We start from the raw sequence: 26,524 nt of genomic DNA on the forward strand, positions 1-26,524 counted from the left end.
CGTCTCAGCTCCGGTCGAGCACCTTCACGATGACCGAGCGGCGCCGCAGCTCCGCCACCGTGCGGGTCTCTTCGTGCGCGTCGCGGCCGAGCGCCTTGACGTCGGTGACGACGAGCACGTCGCCGGCACCGAGGCGTCCGAACAGTCGCGTGAGTCGTTGCTCCCAGGTCTCCCCGATATCGGGCGCCGGATGCCGGAACCCCTCGATCGGCACTCCGAACCGCGCGAGCGCCTCGCGCTGGGCGACGATGCTCGGCATGTCGGGTCGCGAGACGACGAGCCCCACGAGCCGCGAACCGGCGGGAAGAGCCAGCCACCATTCCGGACTGGGCTGCAGGGCCGCGAAGCCGGGGGCATCCGCGATCGGGTCGTCGGGGATCGCGATCGTGCGCGACTCGGCGTAGTCCCCGGGCGCCGGTTCGTCCGCGCGTGCGTCCACTGTGATCTCCTCCGCGAGCGATGACGCAGTCAGCGCCGTCGCAGTCCATTGTGTCCGATCGCCCCATTCTGTCCGACTGTCCGGATGCCGCGAGCACGGATCCGGGCATCGATGCAACCCGTGTGTTCCCGGCGTCGGCCGGAGTACCGTCCCGGGCATGACCTTCAACCCGAACGCGGATGTGCGGGGAAAGAGCGCGACCCGGGGCGGCGGCCGCGGCCCGATGATCGCCGGTGGGGCCGGCGTCGGCGTCATCGGCATCGCGGTGCTCCTCATCTCGCTCTTCACCGGCCAAGACCTCAGCGGCCTCTTGGGCGGCTCTCCCGAGGGGGGCTCCCGCAGCGAGGGGACCGCGCTCGAGGGCTGCGAGACCGGCCGCGATGCCAACAACGACGACTCCTGCCGGCTCGACGCCGGCGAAGAGGTCATCAATTCGTACTGGCAGAACGAGCTCTCCGGCTACCGCGCACCCGACCTCCGACTCGTCGACGGGCAGCAGCAGACCCCGTGCGGCACGGCATCCACTCAGACGGGTCCGTTCTACTGCCCGACCGACGAGACCGTCTACATCGACCCCGCGTTCTGGTCCATCCTGCGGAGCCAGCTCGGCGCCGAGGGCGGCGATCTCGCGCAGCTGTACGTGCTCGCCCATGAGTACGGGCACCACGTGCAGCACCTGGAGGGCGTCTTCGACGATCACCCGCGCGACGGCACCGGCGAGGACAGCAACTCCGTCCGCACCGAGCTGCAGGCCGACTGCTACGCGGGCGCGTGGACGGCGAAGGCGCCCGAGCAGAAGGACGCGAACGGTCAGTCCTATCTGGTGACGCCGACTCAGGCGCAGATCGACGACGCTCTCTCGGCCGCTGCCGCAGTCGGCGACGACCACATCCAGCAGCAGTCGGGACGGGTGAATCCGGAGAGCTGGACGCACGGCTCGAGCGAGCAGCGGCAGAGATGGTTCATGACCGGATACCGTGAAGGTCGCACCGCGTGCGACACGTTCGCAGTCTCCGGAAGGGAACTATGAAGACCCAGGCCCGACTCGACGGCATCCTCTACCCGAAGATCAAGCCGCACCGCACGGGCGAGCTCCTCGTCGGCGACGGCCAGCGCGTCTTCTGGGAGGAGTCGGGCAATCCCGACGGCAAGCCGGTCGTGTTCCTGCACGGCGGTCCGGGCGCGGGCACCTCGCCCTGGCATCGCCGGTTCTTCGATCCCGAGCGCTATCGCATCATCCTCATGGACCAGCGCGGATGCGGGCGCAGCACGCCCCACGTGAGCGAACCCGACGCCGACCTCCGTCACAACACGACGTGGCATCTCGTCGCCGACCTCGAGCTGCTGCGCAAGAACCTCGGCATCGAGACCTGGCAGGTGTTCGGGGGATCGTGGGGGAGCGCGCTCGCACTCGCCTACGCCGAGACCCACCCCGAGTCGGTGTCCGAACTCCTCCTGCGGGGGGTCTTCACGCTCCGCCGGCACGAGCTCGAGTGGTTCTACGAGGGCGGCGCGGCCGCCGTCTTCCCCGACCTGTGGGAGAAGTTCCTCGAGCCGGTCCCCGTGTCGGAGCGGTCCCACATGATCGACGCCTACCACCGCCTGCTGTTCGATCCGGACCCCGCCGTGCACGTGCCGGCCGCGGTCGCGTGGACGACGTGGGAGGCATCCACTCTCACTCTCCACCCCGACCCCAAGCTGGTCGCGTCGATGCTGGGGGATGCCCGGGCCACCGCGTTCGCGCGCATCGAGAATCACTTCTTCGTGAACAAGGGGTGGTTCGAGGGCGACCAGCTGATCAACGGGGTCGACGCGATCCGCGGCATCCCGACCGTCATCGTGCAGGGCCGCTACGACATGTGCACGCCGATGATGACGGCCTGGGACCTGCATCGGGCCCTCCCCGAGGCGGAGTTCGTCGTCGTGGACGACGCCGGTCACTCGGCCAGCGAGCCGGGCATTGCGGCGGCGCTGCGGGCGGCGACCGATCGCTTCGCAGCCTCCTGAGGGGAGCGACTGCTACGCTGGACGGGTTGCGGCGCCTTTCCTGGTGCCCCTCGCGTCGTAGAACGCATCATCCGCTGCCGATCCATCGATCGTCGCTGGCGACCTTTCTCACGGCGAACCCGTCTGCGCACTCGCACTCGGGACACCGATCCGGGCGAACACGCCCGAGTTAGTTCTCTCATGACTGAACCCACGTTCGGCACGCTCGGCGTGCCCGCTCCCCTCGTCGCCGCTCTGGCTGCCGACGGCAAGACCACCGCGTTCCCGATCCAGATCGACACGCTCCCCGACACGCTCGCCGGTCGCGACGTGCTCGGCCGCGGCCGCACCGGCTCGGGCAAGACCCTCGCCTTCTCGATCCCCATGGTCGCCCGCCTCGGGCAGGAGCTCGCCGGCGGCACCCGCCGACGCGGCCGCATCCTCGGCCTCGTGCTCGCCCCGACCCGCGAGCTCGCGACGCAGATCGACCGCGTGCTCGCTCCGCTGGCAGCCGCCTACGGGATGAAGACCGCCACCGTCTTCGGCGGTGTGAACCAGAACCGTCAGGTCGAGGCCATCCGCGCCGGCGCCGACATCGTCGTGGCCTGCCCGGGCCGCCTCGAGGACCTCATGCAGCAGAAGCTCGTGAGCCTCGACGCCGTCGAGATCACCGTCATCGACGAGGCCGACCACATGGCCGACCTCGGCTTCCTGCCCGGGGTCACCCGCATCCTGAACGCGACCCCGCAGGGTTCGCAGCGCCTGCTGTTCAGCGCCACGCTCGACAACGGCGTGGACAAGCTGGTCAACCGCTTCCTGCAGAACGAGGTGCTCCACTCGGTCGACGAGGCGCACTCGCCCGTCACCGCCATGACCCACCACGTGTTCCACGTGCCCGGCTCCGACGAGAAGAAGGAGCTCGTGCGCTTCCTCGCCTCGGGCACCGGCCGTCGCATCCTGTTCCTTCGCACCAAGCACGCCGCGAAGAAGCTCGCCAAGCAGCTGACCTCGCAGGGCATCCCGTCGGTCGACCTGCACGGCAACCTGTCGCAGCCGCAGCGCGACCGCAACCTCGCAGCCTTCTCCGCCGGCACCGCCCGTGTGCTCGTCGCGACCGACGTCGCCGCCCGCGGTGTGCACGTCGACAACGTCGAGCTCGTCGTCCACGTCGACCCGCCCATGGAGCACAAGGCGTACCTGCACCGTTCGGGCCGCACCGCCCGCGCCGGCGCCGAGGGCGCCGTCGTCACGATCGTCCTGCCCGAGCAGCGTCGCGACGTCGACTCGCTGCTGCGCAAGGCCGCGATCTCCGTCACGCCCGAGACCGTGACCGCGGCATCCGCCTCGGTCGTCGAGCTCGTCGGCGAGGTCGCCGCGCACGTCACCCCGGCACCCGAGCAGCCGCAGGTCCGCGGCGGCGGACAGAGCCAGGGTGCCAACGCGCAGCGCAAGCGCGCCGCTCGTGAGGGCCAGGGCGACCGCGGTCGTTCGGGCCAGGGTGGCGGCGGCCGAGGCCGTGGCCAGGGCCGCAGCACCGAGGCCCCGCGTCGCGACGCGCAGCCGACCCGCGGGGCCGGACACGCCTCGGGCGGTCAGGCTGCCGCGCACGGCACCCCGAAGGCAGCCCCGGCCGGCGGCGCGCGTCGCACCGGTCGCCGCGCCACCGGCGGCGGACTGAGCGTCGGATCGGTCGTGCGCCAGAACGGCGCAGGCCGCCGCGCCGGTCGCTGACCCGCAGCATCCTCGTCGAGAGCCGCACCCCGCTGACGGGGTGCGGCTCTCTTCGTGTCCGTCCCGCACATCGTTGGGCGGGACGGGTCTGTGGGGCGGATCGCGCTCAGCCGGGGGCGTCCACCTGGGGGTCGATGACGACTCCGACGAGCGACACCGTCCGCCCACGGATCGCCGCGATGCGGAACACGGTCGCCTGCGGGGGCGTCGAGACGTCGAGCGGGAGGATGACGACCTCCACCTCGTACGTCCCGACGGTGAGGATGCCGTGCCCCGGACCGTCCACGAAGACCGAGTAGGTCCTCGCCCGGCCGTGCGGCCGGCGCGATCCGGACCCGGTCCGCGACCCCGGGGCGGGCGATCGCGGGAAGATGCGACGCAGTGAGGGCGGCGGGACGTCGGGAGGGAACTCTCCCCGTATCCGCAGCGGGAACAGGGCGAGCATCTGTCCGACGAACAGCTCGATGACGCCGTCGGGACGCCGCGGTTGCGCGGCATCCTCCGGCGCGGGTGTCACGCCGTCTCGGAACGGAACTCGCGTTCGTGGAGCGTCTCGGCCGAGGCGACCTCGAGTGCACGGCGGAGTTGCGTGCTGGACGTGTGCGCCGTGTACGGGAAGTAGACGACCTCGACTCCCACCTTCGCGAACTCACGCTCGAGGCGGATGCCCTTCTCGGTGCCGCGCCAGTCGTCGCCCTTGAAGAAGTGCGTGAAGCCGACTTCGCGCCACACGGCCAGCTTGTCGGGCACCCGCTCGATGTGAACGTGGTCGACGAAGCGGATGCCGCGCACGATGTCTGCGCGCTCAGCTGTCGGGATGAACGGGTCGACGCCCTTCACCTCGTGCAGCATCTCGTCGCTGACCACTCCCGCGACGAGCATGTCGCAGTTCTTCCTCGCATGTCGAAGGATGTTCAGGTGCCCCACGTGGAACAGATCGAACGCTCCCGCGGCATAGCCGATACGCACAGTCATAGCGAGCTCCCCAGCTGCTGACAATTCGAGCCCCAACTCGAAACCAGGCCCCCAAAGCCCGATGTCAGGACACTACACCACGCCAGGCACCGCCGTCAGGGCGCGGTGCGGCGAAGCGCTCGTTCGAACGCATCGCGATGCTGCACGCCGGCGGCAGCCCACTCGCGCCGGGTGAGATCGGGCGTCGCGCCGCGCGTCCGGGAGTCCTCCCACGCTCGCTCGATGTCGGCCGAGGTGATCACGCCCCCGAACACGTGGACCCATCCGGGACCGCACTCTTCTGCGAGCGCGCGGTTGACCGGGTTGTCGGGGACGAGGACCGGCCGGTTCAGCGAGAGCACCGCGAGGGCCGTCCCGCTGTTGTGCATGTGCCGGTACGGCAGCACGACCAGCTCCGACGAGCTGATCGCCTGGGCGAAGTCGGCGTCGTCGAGGTATCGCGGGTCGATCGAGATGCGGTCGTCGGACGCCGCGGCAGTTCGCAGGCCGTCGAGGAGCGTGGCAGAAGACGGCTTGCCTGCGATGTGCAGCGTCGCGGCGGGCTGGTCCCATCCCGCGAAGGCGCTCACGAGATCCTCGACGCCCTTGTACCGGCGGATCAGTCCGACGTATCCCACGCGCCCCGCCGTCGGAGGTGTCGAGGGGTGCGTCGCGAACCAGTCGCGGTAGTGGCCGTGCGGGATGGTGACCAGCGGCACACCGGCGCGCTGCGGCGTGAGGCCGTTGAGCGCGATGTCGAGCGTCGTCGCCGCATCGATCCCCGTCAGCACGGCGTGGTCGAACCGCGAGATGCCGTCCGGGCGTTCCACGTTGTGGAGAGTGCGGATGACGGGCGTCCGGGTGATCCGCCAGCGCGCGACGGTGAGGGCGGCGAGTGCTCGTCGCGCCAGTCGGCCGAGTGCCCTGTGGCCGTCCACCATCAGCTCCGGCCAGTGCGCGTGCACGACGTCGTACCGTCCGAGCAACGCGGTCCGCCAGTCGAACGTGAGCAGGGTGAGGTCGGGCGTCGTGCTCAGGCTGGAGTGCAACTGACTGATGTAGGGATTCGTCGTGGCTTTGGGCGGCCCGAACGTCTCCAGCACGCGGATCGGGGACGTTCTGCGCCGTGCACTCGCGCCGAGGGCCTCGCGGTACCACCCGTCGACGAGGTCCGGAAGGCGTCGCACCGACCACCGATCGTGGGGTTCACCGCCGGCGGCGGCTGCTGCGATGAGCTGCTGAGCGACGGCGGTGGGGATGTCGCCGTCGAGGCGCGCGACATGGGCGTTGTCGCCGGCGAGGAGCGGTGGCCCTCCGAGCGGCAGGCACACGACCGGGCACCCCATCGCGCTCGCCTCCGCCGCGACCCAGCCGGCTTGGTCGTGCATGGACGGGAAGAGGAACACCTCGGCGCGGGCGATCGCTTCGAGGACCTCGGGACGAGGACGATGACCAGCGAAGGTGATGCGATCACTCAGACCGAGACGGCGCGTCATCCGCTCGAGCCTGCCGCGCTCGTACCCGTCTCCGAAGATCGTGAGCGTCCACTCCGCCGCCTCGGGACGGGCGAGTGCGTCGATGGCGACCGCGGCGCCCTTCCACGCGAGCAGCCGGCCGGCGAACACGGCGTGCCGCGAGCGGACGAGGGACGGCAGGCGGGCAGGCAGGTCGTCGAGGCACGCGTTGGGCTCCACCACGATCGAGCGGCCCGGGCCGTCGAACACGCGGGCGACATCCGGGTTCTGCGCGATGATGAGCGCGGCACGCTTCGCCACCGGTTCTCCCCAGATGCGGCGGAAGACACCGGTGGTGAGACCCCTGACGAGCTCGGTGACCGTTCCCCGGACGCCGAGCCACCGGCGAAGTCGCGAGAGCGGCACCGTACTGGATCCCCCCACGGGACCCCAGACGAGGGGCACATCCCGCAGCGCCGTGAGGCCGCACGGCATCCAATCGTTCGCGAATGTCACGTGGTGCGCGATGTCGAAGCCGGTCGCCGCGTGCAACGAGCGCGCCCGTCGACCGAGAGCGCGCTGCCAGAGGGCGTAGTACCAGTACAGGTCGACACTGCGGCGCTTGTGGCGCAGGATGCGGGGCGGCAGGTCGAGGTAGGCGACGTGGAGGTGTTCACGGAGCGACGCATCCGTCTGCAACACCGCATCGATGGCGTCCCGGAACCGGGGCCGTGTGATGACCCAGACGTCGTGAGAACGCGCTGCCGCAGTCGCGACCTGCCAGCCCGCGCTGGCTTCCGGCTCTGGCACCGGACCGCACGCGTACGCGCTGATCAGCACGCGAAGCCGGCCGCCGCGCGCGCGCCCCTCTGTGTGTTCCACACGACCCCCATCACCGTGGACAGACCTCGCCCGTCATCTGCCCCAAGAGGCGAGGTCAGAGCGATACTAGCGACACCACGCCGTTTGCACGTCATACTGTCCGTGGGGAGGGCGCTCTTTGCGTCCGCAATGTCGAGCTACTTGGGGGTGGCGCGAATGGCTTCGTTCGTGGGGGAAACGAGAACGACGCGGCCGTCGATGACGGCCGTACGCGTCGTCATGCCGGTGCACAATGCCGCGGGCTATGTCGTCGCGGCGCTCGAGAGCGTCCTGAGGGATCTGCCCGAGAGCGGCGAGGTCGTCGTCGTCGACGATGGGTCGAGCGACGGCAGCGGCGGACTGGTCGATACGCTCGCAGCGCGCGACGATCGCGTCGTCGTCCTCCGCAACGATGCGCCGACCGGAGTCTCGCGGGCGCTGAACCGCGGCGTCACGTTCGGACACTGCCCGGAGTTCGTCGCCGTGGCCGAGCATGACGATCTCGTCCTGCCGGGACGCTTCGCGGCCCAACTGGCAGCCCTCCGCGCCGACGCAGCGCTCGGGGCCGTCTCGGGCGAGGGCCGATACCTCGGGCCGACGGGGCGGGTCGCCGGGCGCGTCTCGGTGGGGCCGCGGACGGATGCCGAGTTCCACCGGATGCGTGAGGCCGGGCGTGAGATCCTCATCCCGCATCCGGCGATCATGTACCGCCGCGACGCCATCGTCGCCGCCGGCCTGTACGACGCGGACTTCGACGCCGCGCAGGACCTCGAGATCGTCAACCGGTTGGTCTACGCCGCCGGATGGCAGGTGCGCACTCTCGCCGAACCGCACGTGCTGTACCGCATCCACGACACCTCGATGTCGTTCTCGCACATCTCGGCCCAGCGCATGATGACCCGCTACATCGTGTACCGCAACCGCGCCCAGCTCGACGGCGAGGCGTTCGACTCCTTCGCCGAATGGCAGCAGTCGAATCAGCCCGACCGCCGCACCCGCTGGCGGTGGTACCGGAAGGACACCGGCGCGCTGCGGTATCGACAGGCGGGACTCGCGTGGCTCAACCGGCGACCGATCCCGTTCATCGGCAACATCGTCGCCGCAAGCGTGCTGCACCCCCGCTGGGTGCTGATGAAGCTCCGTGTGGCGCGCGGACGATGAGCGCCCTGGTTCCCCGTGCGTTCGCGCCCCCGGCGGTGGTGATCGCCGTGCCGACGTACCGTCGCCCGGACGATCTGCGCCGCCTCCTCCGCTCGCTCGTCCCCGTCTCGGCCCACGCGAGGGCGCAGGGCGCTGCCTCTCGCGTCGATGTGCTCATCGTCGACAATGACGTGAACGGGTCGGGGCTCGCCGTCCTCGCCGAGCCGGTCGAGTGGGTCAGCGGGGTGCACGAGGTCTCGCCCGGGGTCGCTGCCGCGCGCAACCGTGCGCTCGACGAGAGCGGCGGGTACGACGTGCTGGTCTTCATCGACGACGACGAGTCGCCGGCCTCGCCCGATTGGCTGACGCGCTTGCTGAAGACGGCCCGCGATGCCGGCGCGCATGTCGTGGCAGGCCCCGTGGCGACGGTCGTCGACGGCGGCCTCGACCCGTGGATCGAGGCCGGGGGATTCTTCGCCCGCGGACACCGAGCCCACCTTCCGACGGGGGCGGTCATCGAGCGAGCGGCGACGAACAACCTCCTGCTCGACCTCGCATTCGTGCGGGCGAGCGGCATCCGCTTCGACGAGCGGTTCGGTCGCACGGGCGGCGAGGACTCGCTGTTCACGAGCCAGCTGCATCGGGCCGGTGCGCGCATGGTGTGGTGTGCCGAAGCGCTCGTGCACGACCACCTGCCCGAGGCGCGGCGGAGCAGGGCGCACGCCCTCGCGCGCATCCGCGGGATGGCAGCAGCCGGCGTTCGAGTGGGACTCGTCATGGCGCCGACGAGAGCGGGCCGCGTCGCCATCCGCGCGCGATCGGCGCTCGGCGGCGCCGCTCGCATCGGCGCGGGTGCGGCGCGCGCCGCCACCGGGGCGATCGTGCGCTCGAAGCGGCTGAACGCCGTCGGCCGTCGAGACATCATGCGGGGGGTCGGCGCTCTCGAAGGCGTCGCCGGACACCTCCGCATCCACTACGGAGACCGCTTGCGAGGAGCACCCTGATGACGACCACGGATCCGACACCGCCCACCCTGACCGAGACCCTCGCCCGCCTGCGCGGAGCACAGAAGGGGCACGCCCGAGGGGCGCCCGCCTACTCGGTCTACGTCAATCGCCGCATCGGACGGGTGCTCGCCGCCGTCGCGTACCGGTTCGGACTCACACCCAACCAGGTCACCGGGGTGAGCGCCGTGCACACGTTCGCCGGCATTGCCCTCATCGCGACGGTGCCGCCCACCTGGTGGTCCGGCGTCCTCGTCGCCGTGCTGCTCGTCTTGGGCTACGCGTGGGACTCCGCCGACGGTCAGGTCGCCCGACTGCGCGGCGGCGGTTCCCTCGCGGGAGAGTGGCTGGACCACTTCGTCGACGCGTTCAAGATCGCGGCGCTGCACCTCGCGGTCCTCATCGGGCTCTACCGCTTCGGGGACCTCGACGAGGTGTTCCTCCTCGTGCCGATCGGCTTCTCCATCGTCGCGACCGTGACCTTCTTCGGGATGATCCTGAACGACCTCCTCAAGGGTGCGCGCGGTGTGGCCTCGTCCCATGCGCGCGCGGGCGGGACGTTCGGCCGATCGATGCTGCTGCTCCCGACCGACTTCGGAGTACTGTGCCTCGTCTTCCTCCTGTGGGGAGCGCTGCCCGTGTTCCTGACGGCCTACGGAGCACTGTTCGCGGTGAGCACGCTTTTCTTGGGCGCGGCATCCGTCAAATGGTTCCGCGAGATGCGCCGTGTCGACTGACGGCGGCGCGTGGGCCATCGTCGTGGTCAACTACGGTTCGAGCGCGCTGCTCGAAGCGAATCTTGCCGCGACCGCAGCCGAGGCCAAGCCTGACATCGTGGTCGTCGTCGACAACCCCACCACCGAGGCCGAGCGTGAGCGGGTGCGCGAACTCGCGGGGCGTGAGAACTGGACGCTCGTCGAGCCCTCCGTCAATACCGGGTTCGGCGGTGGGGTCAACCTCGGCGTGGCGGCGGCACTCGAGCGGGGCGCCACGGGCCTGCTTCTACTCAACCCCGACGCGCGCATAGGTGCGGATTCGGTGGACAGGCTCCGCGCAGCTACCGCGGGTGAGTCCCTTGCGCTCTGCGCTCCCCGGATCGTGACGCCCTCGGGAACGATCTGGTTCGCCGGTGCGGACGTGTCCCTCTCCGACGGTCGCACACGCGGTCATGCCGCGCGTTCCCGTCAGCGTGACGAGGAATCGTGGGAGTGGTTGACCGGCGCGTGCCTGTGGTTCACCGCGACCTTGTGGCGGAAGACGGGAGGCTTCGACGAGGAGTACTTCCTGTACTGGGAAGACGTCGATTTCTCACGACGAGTCGTCCTCCTCGGGGGGACCCTGCGGGTGGTGACCGATGCGGTCGCCGTGCACGACGAGGGTGCTACCCATCGGTCCCGCGGGCAGAGCGACCGCAGCAAATCGGAGACGTACTACTACTTCAACATTCGGAACCGGATGCTGTTCGCCACCCGCTTCCTCGACGACGAGGGCGTCCGCCGCTGGCGTACCGGGGTGGCGGCATCCGCTCGGGAGGTCATCCTTCGAGGAGGCCGGGCGCAGCTGCTGAGGTCCGTGGCGCCCTGGCGTGCGTATCTGCGCGGCGCGCGCGACGCGCGGCGGATCGCCGACGCACGGCCGGGGGAAAACAGCCGTGTGCGCGCCGCGACGACCCGTTAGGCTCTGTCCGTATCGTGCGACATGTCCTTTGGGGAGGACGGCACGATCTTGGGGGAGGACGAAGTCAGCATGAAGGACGACGAAGCGTTCGCGCAGGACCAGGACGAGTTCGAGAAGCTGCTGAATGAGCGGCATCGACGTGTCTCCGGCAAGACCATCACGGCGCTCGTGGTGGCGGGAGTCGTGGTCGTCGGTGTCGCGCTCGCCTGGGGCCTCAGCGGCCTAGGGAACTCGGCGGCAGCGGAAGGCGCCCCGGGCGCCAGCGCATCGCCGTCGGCGGCCGATCCGGATCCAGGCCCGGCGCCGAGTGATCCGGCCACGCCGCGCGCCTCGGACGAGACGCCCGCGCCGCGCGCCTCGGACGAGACGCCTACGCCGGGCCCGGACGAGCCGGAGGAAGCGAGTCCGGACGCGCGCGAGACGCTGCCGCCGGTCGCCTTGGGCGCGCCGGTTTCGGTGGAAGGCGGACCGACTGTCTCGGTGAGCTCCGTCGAGAGCGTCGAGGGGCAGGCGGTCCTCCCTGGTGAGGTCAGCGGCCCCGCCGTCCGTGTGACGGTCCGAGTGGAGAACGATTCGGACGAGACAATCGACCTGACCACCGCCGTGGTGACGCTGTACGCGGGCGAATCGAACCTTCAGGCGAGCCCGATCACCAAGCCGGCGGGAAAGGCGTTCCCCGCCGACGTGGCGCCGGGCGAGATCGCCGAAGGCGCCTTCGTCTTCGAGCTCCCGGAGAACGAGCGCGCCGACGTGCGCGTCGAGGTCGACCTGTCGGTTTCCGACCCGCTGGTCGCCTTCTCAGGCGACATCGAGTGAACGAAGAGACGGCCATTCTCAGAAAGAGATCGCGCTCGACGCCCGCGAGGGCGTAAGGTGTGCGAGAAATCCTTTGGGGGGATTTCTGGGGACCCGCCAGCACGACGCGCTCTGCGTGTGCGTGAAGGCGCGTATTAGGGGATGTGTAAATCGTGGGGACGATTTCTGTGGGCCGTACGGCCCTGTCGATGCTGATCGCGACTGTCGTCGCGGCAGGACTTGCGCTCGGAGTCGTGCCGGAGGCCGCGATGGCGGCGGATCCGCCGGCAACCGCCGCGGCGCCCGCGCTTCCCGAGACGGTGTCCGCCGACTCGCTGCCGACCGTCCAGATCGACGGGGGCGTCGTCTGGTCTCAGGTCATCGTGGGCAACACGGTCTATGCGGCGGGTCAGTTCTCGAATGCACGGCCAGCCGGCGCCGCACCGGGGACCAGCCTCACGGCGCGCGGCAACATCCTCGCCTACAACCTGACCACGGGCGCCCTGATCACCTCGTTCGCGCCGACGTTCAACAACCGGATCAACGAGCTCGCGGCCTCGCCGGACGGGACGAAGTTGTATGTCACCGGCTCGTTCACTCAGGTCAACGGCCAGAGCCGTCAGCGCTTCGCCGTCCTCGACATCCCGAGCGGCAGCCTCGTCGCGGGAACCGTGGGGCTGAACAACATCGGCAAGTCGATCTACGCGACCTCCGGCGGTGTCTTCATCGGGGGCTATTTCACCTCCGTCGCCAGCCAGCCTCGGCAGCGCATCGTGAAGCTGAACGCGGCCGGCACCGCCGTGCAGCCCTTCGCCGTCCCCGTCGACAACGGGCAGGTGCAGAGCATCGTGGTCAACGCCCCCGGCGACCGTGTGGCGCTGTCGGGCAACTTCACCTCCGTCGGCGGCAGTGACACTCCCGGATTCGGGCTCTACCTCGCCGATGCCGCAACCGGTGTGGGGTTGCCGCTGCCCGCGAACACCCAGGTGCGCAACGCCGGCGAAGCTGCCGGGTTCATGAGCCTGGCCACCGACGGGACGAAGTTCTACGGATCCGGCTGGCACTACGGCGGGACCGGAAACGTCGAGGGCACCTTCGCCGTGACCTGGACAGATGGTGCGATCGCCTGGATCGAGGATTGCCACGGCGACACGTACGACATCGCCATCGTCGGCGAGATCGCATATTCCGCGAGCCACAAGCACTACTGCGGCAACAGCGGCGGATTTCCGCAGACCGACCCGTGGAGCTTCTATCACTCCACCGCGTGGACGGTCGATGCCCGCGGGACGAACACGGCCGACATCTACGGGTACCCGGACCACCCGGGAACCCCTCGCCCCGAGTTGCTGAACTGGTTCCCGCAGACGACGCCCGGAACCTTCACCGGTACCAGCCAGGCGGTGTGGACGGTGACGGGAAACTCGAACTACGTCATCTACGGCGGAGAGTTCCCCAGCGTGAACGGCGCCAGGCAGCAGGGCCTCGTGCGCTATGCCGTCCGCTCGATCGCGCCGAACCTGCAGGGTCCCCGTATGTCGGGTGACGCGTGGAAGTTCTCGGCGAAGTCCTTCGCGGCGGGGCAGGTGCGCGTGAAGTTCCCGACCAACTGGGACCGCGATGACACGACGCTGACGTACCGCGTGTATCGCGACTCGGAATCGTCGACACCCATCGCCGAGAAGACCATCTCGACCGTCTTCTGGAAGCCGCTGACCGAGACCGTCACCGATACCGGGCTCCCCGCGGGCAGTTCGCACAGGTACCGCGTGGTCGCGTCGGATTCGAACGGTAACGTTGCGAAGTCCAGTTGGGTCACCGTGACGGTGTCGGATGCCGTCCTCAGCGACTATGCCAACGAAGTGCTCGCAGACGATGCGGCAAACTTCTGGCGTCTCTCCGACACCGACGCGACGACAGCCGGGGACTGGGCGGGGACGTCCGACCTCCCTATCAGCGGCACGGTGGACTCGTCCGCAGGTGCGATCGTGTCGGATGCCGACACCGCCAAGACCTTCTCGAACGGTGCCTACGGGGCAACGTCGACCGCCATCGAAGGTCCGAACACGTTCACGGTCGAGAGCTGGGTGAAGACGACGTCGACCTCCGGCGGAAAGATCATCGGCTTCGGCAACACCTCGTCCGGGAACTCCGGCAACTACGACCGCCACGTGTACATGGACAACGACGGTCGGATCTGGTTCGGCGTCCACCCTGGGGGCGTGCGCACCGTCAACTCCAGCGCGGGGTACAACGACGGCCAGTGGCACCACATCGTGGCGACGTTGAGCGCGGACGGGATGAAGCTGTACCTCGACGGCAAGCGCGTCGCGCAACGCGCCGACGCCACGGCGGGTCAGGGCTACAGCGGATACTGGCGAATCGGCGGCGACAGCATCGGCGGATGGCCGAATCAGCCCTCCTCGAACTTCCTGACCGGAACCATCGACGAGGTCGCCGTGTACGGCGAAGCGCTCACATTGGCGGAGGTGCAGACGCACTATCGCGAGTCGGGCCGGACGCTCGACGTGCCCGCCGCGCCGACAGACGCGTACGGCGCGCTCGTCTACAACGCGCAGCCGGATCTCTACTGGCGCTACGGCGAGACGTCCGGCACCACCGTGGCCGACAGCGGCACTTCCGGCTATGCGGGAGCGATCGCCGGCACGGTGACGCGCAACGTGCCGGGAGCCATCTCGGGGACGACGGATCCCGCGATCTCGCTCTCCGGGGCGTCGAACGTCTACTCCGTGGCGCAGTTCGGAACACCGAGTGCCTTCACCCTGGAGACCTGGTTCAAGACCACGTCGTCGCAGGGCGGGAAGGTCATCGGGTTCGGAAGCGCCCAGTCCGGGACGTCGGGGAGCTACGACCGGCATGTCTTCATGCGGGACAACGGCCAGCTCGTGTTCGGTACGTGGACCGGTCAGGAGAACACGATCACGTCGCCGAACCCCTATAACAACGGGCAGTGGCACCACGTGGTCGCCACCCAAGGACCCGGCGGCATGGCGATGTACGTCGACGGAGTCCGGGTGGGCACTCATCCGCAGACCTCCGCTCAGGCCTACAGCGGCTACTGGCGGGTCGGCGGTGATACCACATGGGGCTCGTCATCTCCCTTCCTCACCGGAAGCTACGACGAGACGGCGATCTACAGCCGAGCGCTCACCGCCACCGAGGCATCGCAGCACTACGGCGCCGGCTCCACGGGCCAGGCACCGAACATCGCGCCGACCGCACAGGTGACCTCTTCGCTCGATCACCTCGACGCCTCCTTCCAAGGCTCGGCGTCGTCGGATCCCGACGGGACGATCGTGTCCTACGCGTGGGAGTTCGGCGATGGGGCAACGTCGACGGCGGTCAATCCGACGCATCGCTACGCCTCGAGCGGCGACTACACCGTGAAGCTGACGGTCACGGACGACGACGGCGCATCGAATACCGCGCAGGTGCCGGTCTCCGTCGTGGCCAACGTGTCGCCGACCGCACAGGCGGGGTGGAGCGCGGTCGGCCTCGATGCGGCGTTCACGTCGTCGGGCTCGACCGACTCGGACGGCTCGATTGCGGCGTTTGCGTGGAACTTCGGCGATGGGCAGACGGCCTCCACGCCGTCACCGAGCCACAGATACGCCGAGGCGGGGTCGTACACGGTCACGTTGACGGTCACCGACGATGACGGTGCGACCGCGACGAGATCGTTGGACGTCGTCGTCGCCGCCCCGACGAACGCCGCGCCGACGGCGGCGTTCACCCCGACGGTGACCGGCATGTCCGTCTCCGTCACGGGTGCGGCCTCGTCCGACACGGACGGAACGATCGCCTCCTACGCGTGGAACTTCGGCGATGGCGGCACGGCCACCGGCGCCACGGCGACGCACGCCTACACGGAGGCCGGCGAGTACACGATCACGCTCACCGTGACCGATGACGATGGGGCCACCGATACCGAAACCGCCAGCGTCACCGTCCAGGCACCGTCGGCATCGACGCCGTTGCTCCTCGACGAGTTCGCGCGGACCACGGCGTCGGGGTGGGGAACCGCCGACATCGGCGGAGCCTGGTCGCTGCGTACGACGGCGAGCCGCTACTCGGTCTCGGGTGGCAGCGGAAACCTCATCCTGCCGAAGGGCGCGACCGTCTATGCGGACGCCACCTCCGTGAACGCCGACCGGGTGCGCGTGGACGCGACCTTCTCGGTCGACAAGCTCGCTGAGGGAACCTATGTTGCGGTCATCGGACGTCAGGTCGGCGCCGATTACTACGTGCTCCGGGTGAGGATCAGTGCCGACGGAACAGCGCGCCTGTTCGTCTTGCGCAACAACTCCGTCGCGATCGGCTCGTCGTTCACGCTGCCCTTCACGATCCAGGCTGATCAGAAGTACCACGCCATGTTCGAGGTGGCCGGCACCTCTCCGACGTCACTGAAGGCGAAGGTGTGGGCCGCGAGCGCCACCGAGCCGACATGGCAGCGGGAGGCAACCGATGCGACGGCTGCCCTGCAGGCATCCGGTCGAATCGGAGTCTTCGGCTTCCTTCCCGCCGCCGCGACGAACGATCCCGTGACGGTGTCGTTCGATCGCATCGTCGCGATGAATCCGGATGCGGTTGCTCCGCCCACGGGCAATGCGGCACCGACCGCGGCGTTCACGCAGACGAAGACCGGCTTGACGACCGAGGTGAACGGCACCGGGTCGACGGACACGGACGGGAACATCGTGTCGTACGCCTGGCAGTTCGGTGACCCTGCGGGCAGTACAGCCACCGGCGCCACCGCTTCGCACACGTACACGAGCGCCGGGACGTACACCGTGCGGCTCACGGTGACCGACGACGACGGCGCGACTGCCACTGTCACGCACGATGTGACGGTGGCGGCTCCCGCCGGCAACGCACCGCCGACAGCGGAGTTCACGCGGACGCCGACCGGGCTCACCGTCGCCGTCGACGGGGGAGCCTCGACCGACTCCGACGGGACCATCGCGTCGTACGCCTGGCAGTTCGGCGATCCGGCGACCGGAACGGCGACCGGCGCGACCGCGTCGTACACCTACCAGGCCGGCGGTACGTACACGATCACCCTCACCGTGGTCGACGACGATGGAGCGACGGCGACGAAGACGCAGGAGGTCACGGTGGCGACGCCGCCGACCGGCGGCGCGCTCTTCGCCGACGCGTTCGCGCGAACGTCGACCGCGGGCTGGGGGACGCCCGACACGGGTGCCGCATGGACGACTCGGGGTGCGGCGAGCCGCTTCGCCGTCACCGGCGGGGTGGGGACGATGTCGGTGGGGGCGGGAACGTCGCTGTTCGCAGACACCCCGATCATCGACAGCACCTCGACGACCCTCAGCGGGACGTTCACGGTCGACAAGATCAACGAGGGGATGTACGTCGGGATCATCGCCCGCAGAGTCGGAACGACGCAGTGGTTGGTCCGCGCGCGGATCGCCGCGGACGGAAGCGTGAAGCTCAATGTCCTCCGCGGCGACAGTACGTCGGTCGGCGCGGCCGTCACCGGCACGGGCCTGACGATCGCAGCGGGGCAGAAGTACCGATTCGAGGTCGACACCAGGACGACGACCACCACGGCGATCTCGGCGAAGATCTGGAGCGCTTCGGACACCGAGCCGACCGCCTGGCAGATCGAGCGGACGGATGCGACCGCCGCGCTGCAGGGTGCGGGATCAGCGGGTGTCTACGGCTACCTTCCCAGTGCGGCGGCGAACGTGCCCGCGACGCTGGCGTTCGACGATCTCGAGATCACGGCCGCCCCGTGATGGTCGGGGATGTCCGGGCCGAATGAGTGTGGTCGCTGCCGAGACGCGTGTCGTCCAGCTCTATGAGGTGGTGAGAAGCGCTCACCTGGAGCGGGCCGTGGCGATGGAGCCGCGGCCCGTCATCCTCTACCGCCGCACCCGGTACGACTTCGATCCGGCTCTGGCCAGGACGGCGCACGCGGAGCGTCGCAGCCTCTGGGCATCCGTGGTCTTCGCGCTCACGGTCGACATCGACGTGATCGAGGTGAACGAGCCGCTCTCGGGTGATTCGTCGCTCCCGAGCGTCGTCTTCATCGCGGCGGCGCGGCTGCGGGCCGCGGCGCGCCGGCGACCTCGACCGCGGGTGGTCTCGTACGCGATCGAGAATCTCGATCCGGCGACCATGGTGCGAAACCTCCCCTTCACTGCGCGCTGGCGGCACCGGCTGCGACATCTCCCGACCCCGCTGCTCTGGCGATCGCTCGACCGGATCGCCTACGGCACCCGCGACGCTCAGGGCGTGTACGCGCGAACGTTCGGCACCCGGGTGCGCCAGCCGGTCAGTGCGCTGATCGAAGCGCTCCCCGCACCGGTCGGCGACGCGGATGCCTCCCGGGACCACGTCATCCTGTTCCTGGGCGACCTGTCGGAGCGCAAAGGCTTCCCCGACGTCGTGGCGGTGTGGCCCGAGGTGCGGCAGGCGGCTCCGCACGCGCGCTTGTTGGTGATCGGACGCGGGGCGGGCACCGATACGGCCCACGCCCTCGCGGACGTCGACGAGAACGTCACCGTCCTGATCGATCCTCCCCGCGAGGAGATCGCGCGCCGGCTCCGGTCCGCCAAGGTGCTGGTCCTCCCGTCGCGCCGCCGGCCGCTGTGGCGGGAGCAGGTCGGTCTGCCTATCGTCGAGGGTCTGGCGAACGGATGCCTGGTCGTGACGACCACCGAGACCGGACTCGCGGAGTGGCTCTCGCGTCATGGCCACGGGGTGCTGCCCGAGGCGGAGGTGCCGAGCCGTCTGGGTGCGGCGCTCGTCGCCGCGGTGACCAGCCCTCGCTCGCCCGCCGAGGTGCAGGCTGACCTCCCGCCGACGGATGGGCGGCAGGCCGCGCAGGAGTGGATGACTACCGCCCCGCGATGACTCCGGCGATCCGGGCTGCCAGGTGCGCGGTCGTGAATCCGGCTTCGACGTGCGCGCGCGCGAGCCCGCCCTCGGCGGCGGCGGACTCCGGGTCTTCGAGCAGTGCCAGGGTCTCGCGCCCGAGGGCGTCTGCGTCCCCGACATCGACCAGGTGGGCAGCAGACGTGCCGCCGAAATAGTCGTCCATCCCGGGCGTCCTCGTGATCACGAGGGGGCGCCCCGTCGCCATCGCCTCGAGGCCGACGGTCATGCCCGAGACGTGGAGATTCGGTCGGGTGGCGAGGACGACGACCGAAGCCCGTGCGTAGAGGCCTCGCAGCTCCACGTGCGTGAGATAGGGGATGACGGTGACGCCGGCGGGCGGGGCCAGGGTGGTCTTGCTCTGCACCACGATGTCGACGTCGGGGCGAGCGCGCCGCACGGTCGCCATCGCTCGGAGCATGGTCTCCGGATCGCGGTCGCGATCGCCGCCCACGCTGACGACGAGCGGACGTTCCGGGTACGGGGCCGGCCGGAAGAAGTCGTGGTCGACGCCGAATCGCACGTAGTGCACGGGCGGGGCGCCGGGGCCGAGGAAGTCGGCGAGCGGCGCCACCTGCGCGTCGGAGAGCACCCAGAGCCCATCCATTCGCCGCATCGCCCGTCGCATGGTGCGAAACGGTGCCGCGCCGCGCCGCGCGACGCTGTCGGTCAGCCAGACGACTCCGGAGTACCGGGCGCTCAGGCCGTTCGTGGTCGACAAGAGGGAGCCCGCGTTCTCGTCCCAGGTGACGCCCGCCGGGCGCCCGGCACGTCGCATCGGCGGCACGACGGCGGCCAGACGCCGTGCGACGCGCGTGACGGGTGAGGCGGGCGGGAAGTTCTTCGCGGTGACCCGCGGGAGGTGCGCATCGAGCCGATCCAGTCCGTAGGGCCAGCGGTCGGGTGCGGATCCGGCGGCATGTCGCTCGCACCACGCGCTGAGATCACGGTCCGCGGGGTAGAACACCACCGCGCCCGCACCGCCCCCCGAAGCCACGGTCACATCGTATGCGTCGGGGGGCGATCCGCGGGGGAGTCGCGGGGTGTTACCGGAGCGCGGCGGTGAACGCGCCGGGGCGCTTCGCTCCCGCAGCGACTCCGATCGACGCGGCGACGTCGGAGGGCAACGCGGCAAGTGCGGCACGGGGGGCGTCGAGCACGTCTCTGCGCAACGCCAGCGAGGAGGTGAGGATCGGGTCCCCCGTCCAGAGCGCCGAGCTCCGATCGTTGCCGGTGAACGCGGTGAGCTCTGCGAGGGTCTTGACGCTCTTCGTTCCGGACGCGCCGTTCGCCCAGCACGCCAGGTTGTCCGGCGTCGACGAGTCCCGCCGGTAGTAGACGTTGCTGTCCATCGACACGCCGAGCCCCGCTCCGCCGAGCCTGCGCTCCGAGTCCTGGGCGAGGATCGGGCATGAACTCGAATCGACGCCGTACGACAGCACGTTGTTGCGCACCCTGATGTCGTCCAGCACCCAGGGGATGATCGACGTCAGCCCCGCATCCGCCTGACGCCGCTCGTCTTGCGCGAAGCTGAGCGCGCGTGTGGCCGCGTCGATCGTGTTGTTCCAGATCTCGACGTCGCCGCTGTTGATGATCTTCGCGCCGAGCACATTCCGCGACAGGTGATTGTCGGCGATGATCGCCTTCTCGCTGAGTTCGATCTGGATGCCGGTGGTCGAATGTCCGGAGATCGTGTTGCCGGTCACGCGGATGTCCCGCGAGTTCACGTCGAACCACACGCCGGAGCCGATGTTGTCGGCGACGACGTTGCCTTCGACGCGGGCGCCCTTCGCGTTCGTGATCTTGACGCCCCCGGAGGCCGGTGCGGGCTTGAACCTCTGCGCGTTGTTGCCGGTGACGATCGAATCGGTGAGGGTGACGCCCGAGGCGTTGTTCACGCCGAGCCCCATCAGACCGTTGCCGGACAGCGTCACCCGACGGAAGTTCTTGACGTCGTTCCATGCGTAGACGCCGATGGTCGCATTGTCGCGAACCACCATGTTCTCGAGAGTGATGTCGTCGACCTCGGCGGTCACCGCCCCCATCATGGAGAGCGTCGTCGCGTAGCGTTCGATGCCGAACCCGCGGAGCGTGGTGTGCGCGCCCTGGATCTTGAACGCGCGCGCGAGGGTACTTGCCTCGACGTTCCTGCCCGTCGGATCCGTTCCGATCACCAGGCGCTTGCCGCCCTCATCCACGTAGAACGTGCCGGTCGTGACCGCGCTCGCCGAACCGACCTGTCGGAGGGCCTTCTCGTTCACCCACACCTGGTCCGGGTATCCGGCGAGCGGGTTCGCCTCGTCGACGAAACGGCGGGTGTCATCGCGGCCCGCGGTGAAGGACACGGAGTGGTCGAATCGGTGCGTCCACCCGGTCTTGACCCACGTGTCGCCGGACTTCGCCCAGCCGGTCACCGGCGAGCTGCCGTCGAACCACACCGCTTCGCCCGGGTAGGCCTGGATGGTGAGCGCCTTCTTGAAGCCCACGTACACGTACTCGCGGTAGGTGCCACCGCGGAGGACGATCGTCGAGCCCGACGCGGCCTTCGACACCGCGTAGGCCGCACTGCCGTAGGGGTCGCCGAGCGTCCCCGACCCGGTCGGCGTCCCCTTCGGGGCGACGAAGACGGCGCGTGCGGGAACGGCGTACGTCGTGGTGCCGACCGGGGCGCTCCCGACGGACGATCCGGTGTTCGTGGGAGGTGTCGGTGGCGGCGTCGGTGTCGGCGTCGGCGTCGGAGCCGCGGCATCCGCGACGGCGACGTCGTCGAGGCGAACGGTATTCGCTGCCGAGCTCGCGGAGAGGTAGGACGCGATCGCCGGATAGCCGGCTCGCGTGATGCGCTTCGAACTGGTGTCGTCGAACACCGCCTGCCACGCCGGCGTCGTCGCGCCCTCCGTCCAGATGCGCGCACGAACCTGGACGGGCGAGCTGCCCGCGACCGAGAACTCTGCGCGAACGCGCGCGCCGGCGGGAAGGCTCTTGATGGGCTTGAGTGCGCGCAGCACCACCTCCCGGCCGCTGGAACCGTCGAAGCGGCTGAGCCAGAGGGTCACGCCGGTTCGGCCGAGGCCCACGCGCGCCTGGTAGGAGAACTTCCCGTCGGAACGCAGCGCCAGCGAGATCGTCGATCCGTTGCCCGCCGTTGTCGGCTTGACCGCCCAGACGGTCGCGCTGATCGTCGAATCGGTCGTAGAAACGGTGCGGAGCGATTGCACGGTGGCCGCTCCCGGTGTCTGGGCGATCGCCGCGGTGCCCCCGCTCACACTCGTGGCGCCCGGCGAGGAGGTCGTCCACGGGTGTCCGGAGGTCGATGATCCCCAGCCCGCCGCGACGGTGCGGGCGAAGGTGTCGGTCACGCGGGTCGCGGCGGCGGCCGCGGACACCGAGCCGGTGGTGATCAGGGCGAATGCGACGGCAGCGGCGAGTATTCGGGCTCTCACGCGCGTGCGGGCAAGGGAGATTGTCATTTTTCGGCGTTCGCCTTCGGGTGGGTGTGGCGCAGATGGACGCTCATCAGACCACGGGGCATGCCGTCGAGCCCGCGCCATGAGACACTTTTCATCTGCGCATGGGGGGCAGGGAGCGCGAGGTCGAGTAGTCGTCCACGCCGATGATGGGGGGTCATCGTTTCCAGATTCTTTTGGCGACCGGAAACGTCGGTGCACGAGGGCCGCGTGGACTGGGTCGACGCGGGCAAGGGGCTCGCGATCGCGCTCGTCGTCCTCTTCCATTCGGCGCGATGGCTCGCCGGTCTGGTCGGCGACATCTCGGGCTGGCTGTGGCTGAACGATCTGCTCGCCACGATGCGGATGCCACTGTTCTTCACACTGGCGGGTCTCTTCGCGGCCAAGTGGGCCGCCGTCCCGCTCGCGCAGCTGTGGAATGCGAAGTTGCGCCTGTTCGTCTGGGTGTTCCTCCTCTGGGAGGTGCTCGGGCTCGGACCCTACCTCCTGGGGCAGGCGGCGCACGGGGTCGAGATCAACGCACGCCGGGAACTCTTCGACACGGCGATCTCGCCGGTGGTTCCCCGATTCGAGCTCTGGTTCATCTGGGCGCTCGCCCTGTTCTTCCTCCTCAACCGCGCCCTGCGCGCGGTACCGGCGGCCGTATCCCTGTCAGTCGCCGCTGTCGTGTCGGTCGTCGCGTTCACGGACATCCTGCCGCTCCCGTCGCCGAGCTGGACGGGCGTCTGCAAGTACTACGTGTTCTTCCTCATCGGCATGATCGGCCGACGGGCGTTGTTCTCGTACGCCGCTCGCAGCGGATGGATGCTGCGCAGTCTCGTCGTGGCGTGCTGGGCAGCCTTCGCGCTCGTGGTCACCGTGTTCGATCTGAGTCGAATCCCGGGGGTGTACCCGGCACTCGCCTGCCTCGGCGTCCTGGCGGGCGTCGCCATCAGCCAGGTCCTGCAGCGGTCCGCTGTGATCGTGCGCCTCGGTTCGCGCACCCTGCCGGTCTACCTCGCGCACACGCCGATCGTGATCCTGCTGGCCGCCGCCGTCGCCCCGGCCGTAGAGAACGACCTGGTGCGCGCGGTGGCACCGCTGTTGCCCCCTGCGGCGGCGTTGGCGGCGATCGCTCTCTCGCTCGGTCTTCACCGGCTGTCGGTGCGGTCGCCGCTCAGGTTCCTCTTCGATCCGCCGCCGCGGCTCCTCGTGGCAGGCTCGGCCGACCCGACGAGCGCTGCGCGATGACAGCCGCCACCGGCACCGCCAGCACGACGAGCGCCAGGGGCAGGGTCTTCATCGCCGAGACGGCCGGGCTGAATGCCAGATCCCACCCGAGTCGCGTCGCGAGGTAGATCGCCAGCCCCGTGCACGCGCTCGCGCGGAGGGCGCGCTCCAGACCGAGGCCGGCGATCGTCGCGATGACGATGCACACCGCGACTCCGGGGAGGCCGAACCAGAGCCAGAAGTCGCCCAGCATCGAGTGGACTTCGATGCCCCCGCCGAACATGAATCTCTCGACGTAGTTGTTGTTCGGGTCGTATCCGATGGCTGACATCGCGGACTTCGCTGCGGTGACATCGGCCGGCGAGGCGATGATCCCGGAGCCCATCCCCAGGGGATGGAGGCGGATGAGTGCATCGGATGCCGCGATCTCGGGCCTGCCGCCCAGCAACAGCGACCCCGACTCGTCGATCTGCGCCCGCGTACGGTCCTTCGTCGCCTCGCCGAAGAAGCCCTCGAGGATGGCGGCTTGCGCGATGAAGAAGACGGCGACACCGAAGAGGGCGACGCCGACGATGTTTCCGGCGCGTCGCCGCGCCTTTCCCCTCGCTGTGCCGATCCGCTGCCAGATCAGCACGACGGCGGCGAGCAGGAGCATGGCGGTGTTGGATCGTGCGTCGTTGACCGCGCCGATGCCGGCGAGGACGACGATGACGACGAGCTGCGGCACGAATCTCCCCTGGCGCGCGGCGATCGCCATGAGGAGGATCGTCAGGGGGATCGAGAAGGTGAACCGCCAGCTGACGGTGCCGTCGAGGTCGCCCGCGATCCCGAGGAACATCCCGACACCGAAGGCGATCGACACCGCGGACAATCCCACGACGGTCCGCGCCCACAGGAGAGCGCCGACGGCGCCGAGCAGGCAGAGCGCGAGCGCGCTGCGCTCGATCGCGCTCGATGGTGCCGCGATCCGTTCGGCCGACAGCCACCACGTCAGCAGCAGTCCCGTTGCGGTCGCTGCGGTCAGCAGAACGGCGAGCGCGACGAAGAGGCGGTTGCGGCGCAGCAGCGGCAGCCACAGCGGGAGCAGGAGCAGGCCGACGGCGCCGCCGAGCGGGGCGTTGTAGGGAAGGGCGAGCCTGAGTCCGACGAGGACGCAGAGTGCGATCGCGAACACCGGCTCCGCGGTCCACTTCTGCGTGGGGATGCCGGTGCCCTTCGCGGCAGCGGTCGGCAGCGTCATGCCTGCTGCTTCGATCTCCCACCCCGGCGCTCACTCTTGCGCCATCGCCACGGCTGCGCAGACGAGTGGGCGTTGTCGTGGTACGGGCTCGAATCGACGCGCTTGACGGCGTTGAGGACGACACCGAGGATCCTCGTGCGCGTGGACTCCAGCTCGTCCAGCGAGCGTCGGAGCGCGTGCCGCTTCGTGAAGCGGTAGCGGACGACGACGAGGATGCCGTCGGCCACCGGGGCCAGCCAGAGCGGGTCGCTGACGGCGAGGACGGGCGGGCTGTCGATCACCACGACGTCGAATCGCTCACGCGCATCGATGACGAGTTTTCGCAGATGGTCGGACGTGAGCAGTTGGCCGGGGTTGGGGGGGATCGCGCCACTGGGCAGCACGCTGAGGTTGCTGGTGCCCCAGTGCTGGATGGCGTCGGCGAACCCGATGTCGCCGACCAGGATCGTCGTCACCCCGACGCCGCCCTCGAGGCCCGTCATCTTCGCGATCGAACCGCGCCGGAGATCCGCGTCGATGAGCAGCACCCGCTGGCCCTGCTCGGCGAGGATCAGTGCCGTCGACAGGGCGACGGAGGACTTCCCCTCGTTGGAGGTCGCCGACGTCACGAGGATGACGCTCGTATCACCGTCGACGTTGGCGAACCGAAGTCCTGCGGCGACGCCGCGGATCGACTCGGCGGCAAGGCCGGTCTCGGCCCGCCGCACGGCGTCCGGCAAGGTGGCGCCGTGCGTGACGCTGGTGACTTCGCCCAGAACGGGCGCCTCGGTCACGGCGGCGATGTCCTCGCGGGACTGGAGTCTCGTCGCGAGCAGTCGGCGCAGCCACGCGTAGACCATGCCGATCACCAGCCCGCCGAGCGCGCCGACGACGATGAGCAGTCGCGTGTTGGGGGCGATGGGCACGCGCGACTCGGCAGCCGGGCTGATGGTTTCGATCCGCACGGCGGGGCCGGACGTGCTCGTCTGCGGGGACAGGCCCTCGACGGCGTCGGCGAGCTCGACGGCGATCTCGTTCGCGATCGCCGCAGTCCCCGCCGAGGAGCCGCCGGTCACCGCGATGTTCAGCACGGCGGAGTCCAGCGGGGTCTCGACGACGACCTGACCGGCGAGTGCCCGCGGCGTGATCGTCAGTCCGAGCCGATCGATCACCGGCTCGAGGACGACCGGAGACGTCGCCACGAGCGCGTACGTGCTGACCAGGCTCTGCACGTAGCTCGAACCCTGCACGAGCTCGGCCGTGCTGTCACCGCGGGTGGGGAGGACGACGACGGATGCCTGGGCCCGGTACACGTCCGGTTGCGTCTGGGCATATCCGTAGCCGGCCGCGGCGCCGAGCAGCGTCAGCACGACGATGACGAACCACTGCTTGCGCAGCGAGAGTATGTAGTCGTTGAGGCTCACTGGTCGCGCCCCGGCCCCCCGGAGCGCGGCATCCTCACACGGTCGACGTTCTTCATACGACAGGTACCCCCCAGCATCCCGTCCGCCCCAACGGCCCCCGCGGACGCTTCCCTTCCCGCATTGTATGTCGTCGCGCGCGTGTGCGACGCCAGTCGTGGGCGAATCGGGGGGACGAACGCTATCCTCTGACCAGGGGATATGCGGACTTGGGGAGTCACATGCGTACGAGCGGGTTTGGGATCA

19 protein-coding genes are annotated in these 26,524 nt (G+C 69.6%); 11 read left to right on the forward strand and 8 right to left on the reverse strand.

The features are described from left to right. Positions 1–4: 4 nt before the first annotated feature. Entirely contained in the window at positions 5–439 is a 435-nt protein-coding gene (locus ABQ271_RS01060; protein WP_349309720.1) for a recombinase family protein, read from the reverse strand. A 157-nt stretch (positions 440–596) separates the two neighbouring features. On the opposite strand from ABQ271_RS01060, the gene ABQ271_RS01065 reads away from it, so the two are divergent. The 3 genes from ABQ271_RS01065 to ABQ271_RS01075 all read left to right on the forward strand — a co-directional run bounded on the left by ABQ271_RS01065 (position 597) and on the right by ABQ271_RS01075 (position 4,156). Continuing rightward, complete coding sequence (locus tag ABQ271_RS01065) at positions 597–1,469, forward strand: neutral zinc metallopeptidase (protein WP_349309721.1); 873 nt, start codon at positions 597–599, stop codon at positions 1,467–1,469. Continuing rightward, on the forward strand, positions 1,466–2,446 hold the full coding sequence (gene pip, locus ABQ271_RS01070; protein ID WP_349309722.1) for a prolyl aminopeptidase: 981 nt from the start codon (positions 1,466–1,468) through the stop codon (positions 2,444–2,446). Before ABQ271_RS01065 ends, pip begins: the two co-directional genes overlap by 4 nt. Positions 2,447–2,626: 180 nt before the next feature. After that, complete coding sequence (locus ABQ271_RS01075) at positions 2,627–4,156, forward strand: DEAD/DEAH box helicase (RefSeq protein WP_349309723.1); 1,530 nt, start codon at positions 2,627–2,629, stop codon at positions 4,154–4,156. A gap of 106 nt (positions 4,157–4,262) precedes the next feature. Here ABQ271_RS01075 and ABQ271_RS01080 read toward each other — a convergent pair whose 3' ends face one another. The 3 genes from ABQ271_RS01080 to ABQ271_RS01090 all read right to left on the reverse strand — a co-directional run bounded on the left by ABQ271_RS01080 (position 4,263) and on the right by ABQ271_RS01090 (position 7,446). After that, on the reverse strand, positions 4,263–4,673 hold the full coding sequence (locus ABQ271_RS01080; protein WP_349309724.1) for a hypothetical protein: 411 nt from the start codon (positions 4,671–4,673) through the stop codon (positions 4,263–4,265). Continuing rightward, on the reverse strand, positions 4,670–5,131 hold the full coding sequence (locus tag ABQ271_RS01085; RefSeq protein WP_349309725.1) for an adenylyltransferase/cytidyltransferase family protein: 462 nt from the start codon (positions 5,129–5,131) through the stop codon (positions 4,670–4,672). The genes ABQ271_RS01080 and ABQ271_RS01085 overlap by 4 nt, the downstream gene beginning before the upstream one ends. Positions 5,132–5,226: 95 nt before the next feature. After that, complete coding sequence (locus ABQ271_RS01090; RefSeq protein WP_349309726.1) at positions 5,227–7,446, reverse strand: glycosyltransferase; 2,220 nt, start codon at positions 7,444–7,446, stop codon at positions 5,227–5,229. Between the two features lie 198 nt (positions 7,447–7,644). On the opposite strand from ABQ271_RS01090, the gene ABQ271_RS01095 reads away from it, so the two are divergent. The 7 genes from ABQ271_RS01095 to ABQ271_RS01125 all read left to right on the forward strand — a co-directional run bounded on the left by ABQ271_RS01095 (position 7,645) and on the right by ABQ271_RS01125 (position 18,941). Then, positions 7,645–8,586 (forward strand): glycosyltransferase family 2 protein, encoded by a 942-nt coding sequence (locus ABQ271_RS01095; protein WP_349309727.1) that lies wholly within the window; start codon positions 7,645–7,647, stop codon positions 8,584–8,586. Beyond that, positions 8,583–9,569, forward strand: a complete 987-nt coding sequence (locus ABQ271_RS01100; protein WP_349309728.1) for a glycosyltransferase — start codon at positions 8,583–8,585, stop codon at positions 9,567–9,569. Before ABQ271_RS01095 ends, ABQ271_RS01100 begins: the two co-directional genes overlap by 4 nt. Further along, on the forward strand, positions 9,569–10,306 hold the full coding sequence (locus ABQ271_RS01105) for a CDP-alcohol phosphatidyltransferase family protein (protein ID WP_349309729.1): 738 nt from the start codon (positions 9,569–9,571) through the stop codon (positions 10,304–10,306). The genes ABQ271_RS01100 and ABQ271_RS01105 overlap by 1 nt, the downstream gene beginning before the upstream one ends. Continuing rightward, complete coding sequence (locus tag ABQ271_RS01110; RefSeq protein ID WP_349309730.1) at positions 10,296–11,246, forward strand: glycosyltransferase family 2 protein; 951 nt, start codon at positions 10,296–10,298, stop codon at positions 11,244–11,246. The genes ABQ271_RS01105 and ABQ271_RS01110 overlap by 11 nt, the downstream gene beginning before the upstream one ends. A gap of 21 nt (positions 11,247–11,267) precedes the next feature. Next, entirely contained in the window at positions 11,268–12,062 is a 795-nt protein-coding gene (locus tag ABQ271_RS01115; RefSeq protein ID WP_349309731.1) for a DUF4352 domain-containing protein, read from the forward strand. Positions 12,063–12,250: 188 nt separating this feature from the next. Beyond that, positions 12,251–17,821, forward strand: a complete 5,571-nt coding sequence (locus ABQ271_RS01120; protein ID WP_349309732.1) for a PKD domain-containing protein — start codon at positions 12,251–12,253, stop codon at positions 17,819–17,821. 22 nt (positions 17,822–17,843) lie between these two features. Beyond that, a complete protein-coding gene (locus ABQ271_RS01125; RefSeq protein ID WP_349309733.1) occupies positions 17,844–18,941 on the forward strand; it encodes a glycosyltransferase family 4 protein in 1,098 nt (365 codons plus the stop codon). On the opposite strand, the gene ABQ271_RS01130 is transcribed toward ABQ271_RS01125, so the two are convergent. Both ABQ271_RS01130 and ABQ271_RS01135 read right to left on the reverse strand, forming a co-directional pair. Beyond that, complete coding sequence (locus ABQ271_RS01130) at positions 18,925–19,959, reverse strand: glycosyltransferase family 4 protein (RefSeq protein WP_349309734.1); 1,035 nt, start codon at positions 19,957–19,959, stop codon at positions 18,925–18,927. The genes ABQ271_RS01125 and ABQ271_RS01130 overlap by 17 nt on opposite strands. 49 nt (positions 19,960–20,008) lie before the next feature. After that, positions 20,009–22,432 (reverse strand): right-handed parallel beta-helix repeat-containing protein, encoded by a 2,424-nt coding sequence (locus tag ABQ271_RS01135; RefSeq protein ID WP_349309735.1) that lies wholly within the window; start codon positions 22,430–22,432, stop codon positions 20,009–20,011. Between the two features lie 207 nt (positions 22,433–22,639). Between ABQ271_RS01135 and ABQ271_RS01140 the strand changes: the two genes are divergently transcribed. Continuing rightward, a complete protein-coding gene (locus ABQ271_RS01140; RefSeq protein WP_349309736.1) occupies positions 22,640–23,659 on the forward strand; it encodes an acyltransferase family protein in 1,020 nt (339 codons plus the stop codon). On the opposite strand, the gene ABQ271_RS01145 is transcribed toward ABQ271_RS01140, so the two are convergent. Both ABQ271_RS01145 and ABQ271_RS01150 read right to left on the reverse strand, forming a co-directional pair. Next, positions 23,586–24,878, reverse strand: coding sequence for a hypothetical protein (locus ABQ271_RS01145; RefSeq protein WP_349309737.1), 1,293 nt, complete (start codon positions 24,876–24,878; stop codon positions 23,586–23,588). The two genes, ABQ271_RS01140 and ABQ271_RS01145, sit on opposite strands and share 74 nt — an antisense overlap. Next, a complete protein-coding gene (locus ABQ271_RS01150; RefSeq protein ID WP_349309738.1) occupies positions 24,875–26,281 on the reverse strand; it encodes a polysaccharide biosynthesis tyrosine autokinase in 1,407 nt (468 codons plus the stop codon). Before ABQ271_RS01150 ends, ABQ271_RS01145 begins: the two co-directional genes overlap by 4 nt. Positions 26,282–26,524: the final 243 nt, after the last annotated feature.

The sequence above is a fragment of the Microbacterium sp. MM2322 genome (assembly GCF_964186585.1).
In the GTDB taxonomy this organism is placed as follows: Bacteria; Actinomycetota; Actinomycetes; order Actinomycetales; family Microbacteriaceae; genus Microbacterium.

Excerpts from the sequence above, each read along its gene's own strand:
- ABQ271_RS01065 (WP_349309721.1), top strand. The coding sequence starts at position 597 with ATGACCTTCAACCCGAACGCGGATGTGCGGGGAAAGAGCGCGACCCGG.
- pip (WP_349309722.1), top strand. The coding sequence starts at position 1,466 with ATGAAGACCCAGGCCCGACTCGACGGCATCCTCTACCCGAAGATCAAG.
- ABQ271_RS01075 (WP_349309723.1), top strand. The coding sequence starts at position 2,627 with ATGACTGAACCCACGTTCGGCACGCTCGGCGTGCCCGCTCCCCTCGTC.
- ABQ271_RS01085 (WP_349309725.1), bottom strand. The coding sequence starts at position 5,131 with ATGACTGTGCGTATCGGCTATGCCGCGGGAGCGTTCGATCTGTTCCAC.
- ABQ271_RS01095 (WP_349309727.1), top strand. The coding sequence starts at position 7,645 with ATGACGGCCGTACGCGTCGTCATGCCGGTGCACAATGCCGCGGGCTAT.
- ABQ271_RS01100 (WP_349309728.1), top strand. The coding sequence starts at position 8,583 with ATGAGCGCCCTGGTTCCCCGTGCGTTCGCGCCCCCGGCGGTGGTGATC.
- ABQ271_RS01105 (WP_349309729.1), top strand. The coding sequence starts at position 9,569 with ATGACGACCACGGATCCGACACCGCCCACCCTGACCGAGACCCTCGCC.
- ABQ271_RS01115 (WP_349309731.1), top strand. The coding sequence starts at position 11,268 with ATGTCCTTTGGGGAGGACGGCACGATCTTGGGGGAGGACGAAGTCAGC.
- ABQ271_RS01120 (WP_349309732.1), top strand. The coding sequence starts at position 12,251 with ATGCTGATCGCGACTGTCGTCGCGGCAGGACTTGCGCTCGGAGTCGTG.
- ABQ271_RS01125 (WP_349309733.1), top strand. The coding sequence starts at position 17,844 with ATGAGTGTGGTCGCTGCCGAGACGCGTGTCGTCCAGCTCTATGAGGTG.
- ABQ271_RS01135 (WP_349309735.1), bottom strand. The coding sequence starts at position 22,432 with ATGACAATCTCCCTTGCCCGCACGCGCGTGAGAGCCCGAATACTCGCC.
- ABQ271_RS01145 (WP_349309737.1), bottom strand. The coding sequence starts at position 24,878 with ATGACGCTGCCGACCGCTGCCGCGAAGGGCACCGGCATCCCCACGCAG.